Here is a 4,650-nt window from a genome sequence, read left to right as displayed (position 1 = left end):
GACGCGTTCGACGAAACCGTTCAGACGGTCGTTTCGGAACTCGGGGAGACGATTGCTGCCGCGATCAGCGCGACCGAGCGCAAGCAGGCGCTGCTCACGACGTCGATGACGCGAATCGAGTACGAGGTCAGCGACCAGTCGTTCGTGCTCACGCAACTGGCTACGGCGGCTGACTGTACGCTGGCGTACGACGGCGGCGTCCAGCAGACTGCTACCGAGAACTATGTGTTCGTCACCGTGGATGACGCGCCACTCGATACCGTCGTCGACGCGACGGACGGGCTCACCGTTGTCGAGGATGTCCAGCGGATTCGTGGCGGCGATTCTGGCGGTGTCTTACGACTCCAGCTGTCGGATCCATTCCTTGCGACAGAGTTAGCTGATCACGGGGCCGTCCTTCGGAGTGCGACGGCAACGACGGCGGGTACAACGCTAGTCGTCGATCTGCCGGCGAGCATCGAAGTTCGGCATGTGACCCAGTTCTTGGCTGATCGGTTCGGTGATCTCGAATTGGTGTCGAAGCAGACCCGTGAACAGGCATCCGAACACGGGTTCTACGCGTCCGTCCTCGACCGGCTGACGGACAGACAGCTAGAAGTCCTCGAGACGGCGTACTATAGTGGGTTCTTTGAATCACCGCGGAAGGCTAACGGTGAGGCTGTTGCGAACTCGCTGGATATTTCGCCGCAAGCGTTCTACCAGCACGTCAGAACGTCACAGCGAAAATTGTTCGCGGCACTCGTCGACGATCACACATCGATACCCGCACAACACGCTGACTGACGACCCTACCGTATCTGGAGACCTGCCAAGCGTCTATCTGGCTAGTAAGTACTCCGACCGTATCGATATCGCCCAAATGCTTGTATAGTAAACGTCGTCCTCCGAGTCAAGGTTCGGTGTTAAACTACTGGATATTTCCTTATATTCTCATTATGGGTAGGTAGAGTACCCCGCCTAACGGTGCTGGGTCTCGCAATCAGTAATGAGAGATACCGATCAGATCCCAGACGAGGAATCGCCATACGAGTGCTTCGAATGTGGAAACATCATCCTCGCAGAGGACAACCCCGGCTCGTGCCCTGACTGTGGCGGCGAGATGCGGAATCGACATACACCGATCGAATAACGATGGCTTCGACAACAACGACACCCGACGAGCCGCAAGAAGAACCGACCGAGGAGGAGTCCGCCCTGGAGACTGCGCGCCGGCAGCTCCAGCACGCTGCTGACCACCTCGATATCGACCCGAATGTCGTCGAGCGACTCAAATACCCCAAGAAGGTCCACGAGGTCACCGTCCCCATCGAGCGCGAGAGCGGCGACGTCGAGGTCTACACGGGGTACCGGGCCCAACACGACAGCGTCCGCGGCCCGCACAAGGGCGGGCTCCGCTACCACCCGGGGGTCACGCGCGAGGAGTGTGTTGGTCTCAGCATGTGGATGACCTGGAAGTGCGCTGTGATGGATATTCCGTTCGGGGGGGCGAAAGGCGGCATCGCGGTGAATCCCAAGAAACTGACAGACGACGAGAAAGAGCAACTTACTCGGCGGTTCACCGACGAGATTCGGTCTGCCATCGGCCCGACGAAGGACATTCCTGCGCCGGACATGGGAACGGACCCTCAGACGATGGCGTGGCTGATGGACGCCTATTCGATGCAGGAGGGCGAGACGATTCCCGGCGTTGTCACCGGAAAGCCGCCGATCGTCGGTGGGAGCGAAGGTCGAGAGGAAGCACCCGGTCGAAGCGTCGCGATCGTCGCCCGTGAAGCTATCGAGTACTACGACCGAGATGCCGAGGAGACTACGGTTGCCGTACAGGGGTACGGTAGTGTCGCCGCGAACGCGGCGCGCCTGCTCGACGACTGGGGTGCGACAGTTGTCGCTGTCAGCGATGTCAACGGCGGGATCTACGATCCGGAGGGACTCGACACGCACGCGATCCCGTCTCACGACGAGGAACCGGAGGCAGTCACCCATCAGGACGCTCCAGAGGCCGTTACGAACGAGGAACTACTGAAACTCGATGTTGACGTACTCATTCCGGCTGCGATCGGGAATGTCCTGACGGCGGACAACGCCGACGATATTGCAGCGGAGATGATTGTTGAAGGGGCAAACGGGCCGACGACGACTACAGCAAGCGAGATATTTGCTGAGCGAGATGTCCCGGTGATCCCGGACATTTTGGCGAACGCTGGCGGTGTGACGGTGAGCTACTTCGAGTGGCTCCAAGACATCAATCGGCGGTCGTGGTCGCTAGAGCGTGTCAACGACGAACTCGAAACGGAGATGCTGGCCGCGTGGCAGGATGTCCGCGAGGAGTTCGACGCCCGAGACGTGACGTGGCGTGACGCGGCGTACATCGTTGCACTCTCCCGAGTTGCCGAAGCTCACCAGACGCGTGGGCTCTGGCCGTAGCACCCCATCACCGGATACGGTCCACCTCGTCGGTGATTCCGTACCACTGGTTCTCGACGCACGTCCCATCCGGAAGGGTGACACTCGCTCAGAGATTGTCGAGGACCTCCTCGACTCGGCAATAGAACTCGTCGACGTTGACCGCGTGTTCATGGACCGGGAGTTCGACAGCCAGCATATTCTCGAAGCGATAGCCGACCGGGGCGTCACGTACGTCGTGCCAAAGCGGATGCACACCAGCGAGAAAGCCCAGGCCAAACGATTGCTTCAGCGCGACCAAGACCGCTCCTCCATGGCGCTGAGTCCGGTCTGAGGAGAGCGGTTTCAGGTCGCCGATACGCAGAGCGGAAAACCGAGATCAGAACGGTCAATGCCGCCCGAGATGGCCGCTATCGGACGAATCGAGGACGGCCGGACAACGTCGCGACCCGTGAGAACACGGTCGACAGAGGGTCTGTGCGGAGTCGGTCTGTACCGCGCGTTCGCCGACACCGACGAGAGTCACTCCCGAGCCGCCGAGACGGCCTCAACAACCGCCCGCGCGTTCGACTCGATCACGTCGAACGCGCCGTCGGCGATCGCCTCGCTGTCGACGATCGAACTCCCGACGCCGACCGCGACCGCGCCCGCCCGGACGTACTCCCCGGCGTTCTCCGCGCCGACGCCGCCTGTCGGGACGAGCGGGATCTGGGGGAGGCGGGCCGCCGATCGCCCCGACGTGGTCGGGACCGCCGGTCTTCGCGGGGAACACCTTCACCGCGTCGGCACCGGCCTGATAGGCTTCGAGCGCCTCGGTCGGGGTGTACGCGCCGACCACGACCGGCGTTCCGTAGCGGTTCGCCGCCTCGATGACGTCCGCGTTCACCGTCGGCGTCACGAGGAACTCCGCGCCCGCGAGCTGTGCCGCTCGCGCCGTCTCCGGGTCGAGGACGGTTCCAGCGCCGACCAGCGCGTCGTCGACGCGGTCGGATATCGCCTCGATTGACGAGGTCGCGTTCGGCGTGTCCGCGGTTACCTCTAGGGCCGTCACACCGGCGTCGACGACGGCATCCGCGACCGCCACCGCGTCGTCGCGCGCTACGCCGCGGAGGATCGCGATCACGCCGCCGTCCGTGATCCGGTCGAATCGGTCAGTTCGCATGGTGGTATCTCCCCCCGAGGGGTCTTAAATCGGACCGAGTCGGAGAGCGCGACGCGTCACAACAGTTCGAGTTCGATCGTCTTCGCGGCGCTGGAGACGAGTCCGGCCGTGTCCTCTTCTAACCGCTTCCCCTGCATCTCGTCGGACGGGCCGGAGACGCTGACCGCGCCCACGGGGTCGCCGTCGACGACGATCGGGGAGGCGACGCACTGCCAGTTCTCGTCCAACTCGCCGCGGTCGAAGGCGATGTTTCTGTCCCTGATCGACCGGAGTTCGGAGCGGAGCGTCGCCGGGTCCGTCACGGTCCGGTCAGTCTCCCGGTCGAGACCATGGCGGGAGACGTACTCGTCGACCCGCTCCCGCGACCGGGACGCCAGGATCGCCTTGCCGGCGGCGGCGGCGTGGAGGCGGACGCCGTCGCCCACCGCGACAGGGTGGTCTCGGGTCCCGATCCGGTGGAGGTAGACGGCCTCGGCGTCTTCGGGCACCACGAGGTTCGCGACGGCACCGGTGTTCCGCGCGAGCATGCGAATCTCGCTCCGCGCGGCGTGGTAGACCGGGTTCCGTTCTCTCGTTCCGAACCCGATCCGGAGGAACTGGTGGGTGAGTTCGTAGGTTCCCCCGACGTTTTTCACGTATCCGAGGTCACAGAGCGTCGAGAGGTGGTTGTGTACCGCGCTTTTCGAGACGTCGAGCGCGTCCGCTAGTTCGGTGACGCCGCCGCCGTCGCGGTCGTACAGCTCTTCGACGATCCGGAAAGACGTCGCGGTCGCCTGAACGGCGACGGTGTCCGTGTCCCCCATCGTTTCGTAGAGCGGTATGACCGACAGCCGTATAACGTTTGTTTAGTATGAGAGAACGACAGCGTGACACGGTGTATAAAACCGAATAAATATATTATAAATGAAATACTTTCAAAGTGGAATTTGTACCAAATCGGGTTGGACAGGTCAAAAGAGTATATAATAGAAATCTGTTCACTCCAAGGAAACGTTCAAATCGTGGTTCTGAGACGATTTTAGCACTCACGCACGGTAGTTTTATATATTTGTGATGAAAGAGACCGATAGTCAGGGACGATCATG

At 61.9% G+C, this 4,650-nt stretch carries 4 protein-coding genes and 2 pseudogenes; 4 read left to right on the top strand and 2 right to left on the bottom strand.

All coding sequences use genetic code 11. The features are described from left to right. The 4 genes and pseudogenes from BN903_RS07200 to BN903_RS07190 all read left to right on the top strand — a co-directional run. A partial coding sequence (locus BN903_RS07200; RefSeq protein ID WP_048077080.1) for a bacterio-opsin activator domain-containing protein occupies positions 1 to 783 on the top strand: 783 nt, incomplete at its 5' end. Between the two features lie 202 nt (positions 784 to 985). After that, positions 986 to 1,129: a rubrerythrin-like domain-containing protein gene (locus tag BN903_RS16595; RefSeq protein WP_154018076.1), complete on the top strand. Its 144-nt coding sequence runs from the start codon at positions 986 to 988 to the stop codon at positions 1,127 to 1,129. Between the two features lie 2 nt (positions 1,130 to 1,131). Then, the gene (gdhB, locus tag BN903_RS07195; RefSeq protein WP_048077079.1) at positions 1,132 to 2,424 is read left to right on the top strand and encodes a glutamate dehydrogenase GdhB; all 1,293 of its coding nucleotides are present in this window, start codon (positions 1,132 to 1,134) and stop codon (positions 2,422 to 2,424) included. A 16-nt stretch (positions 2,425 to 2,440) separates the two neighbouring features. Then, positions 2,441 to 2,710, top strand: a pseudogene (locus tag BN903_RS07190) (transposase); the annotation flags it as partial. A 215-nt stretch (positions 2,711 to 2,925) separates the two neighbouring features. Here BN903_RS07190 and BN903_RS07185 read toward each other — a convergent pair. Both BN903_RS07185 and BN903_RS07180 read right to left on the bottom strand, forming a co-directional pair. Continuing rightward, positions 2,926 to 3,565: pseudogene (locus BN903_RS07185) on the bottom strand (bifunctional 4-hydroxy-2-oxoglutarate aldolase/2-dehydro-3-deoxy-phosphogluconate aldolase). 56 nt (positions 3,566 to 3,621) lie between these two features. Then, positions 3,622 to 4,368 (bottom strand): IclR family transcriptional regulator, encoded by a 747-nt coding sequence (locus BN903_RS07180; protein WP_048077077.1) that lies wholly within the window; start codon positions 4,366 to 4,368, stop codon positions 3,622 to 3,624. Positions 4,369 to 4,650: the final 282 nt, after the last annotated feature.

It is taken from the genome of Halorubrum sp. AJ67 (assembly GCF_000513435.1).
This window is presented reverse-complemented; position numbering and strand designations above follow the sequence as displayed.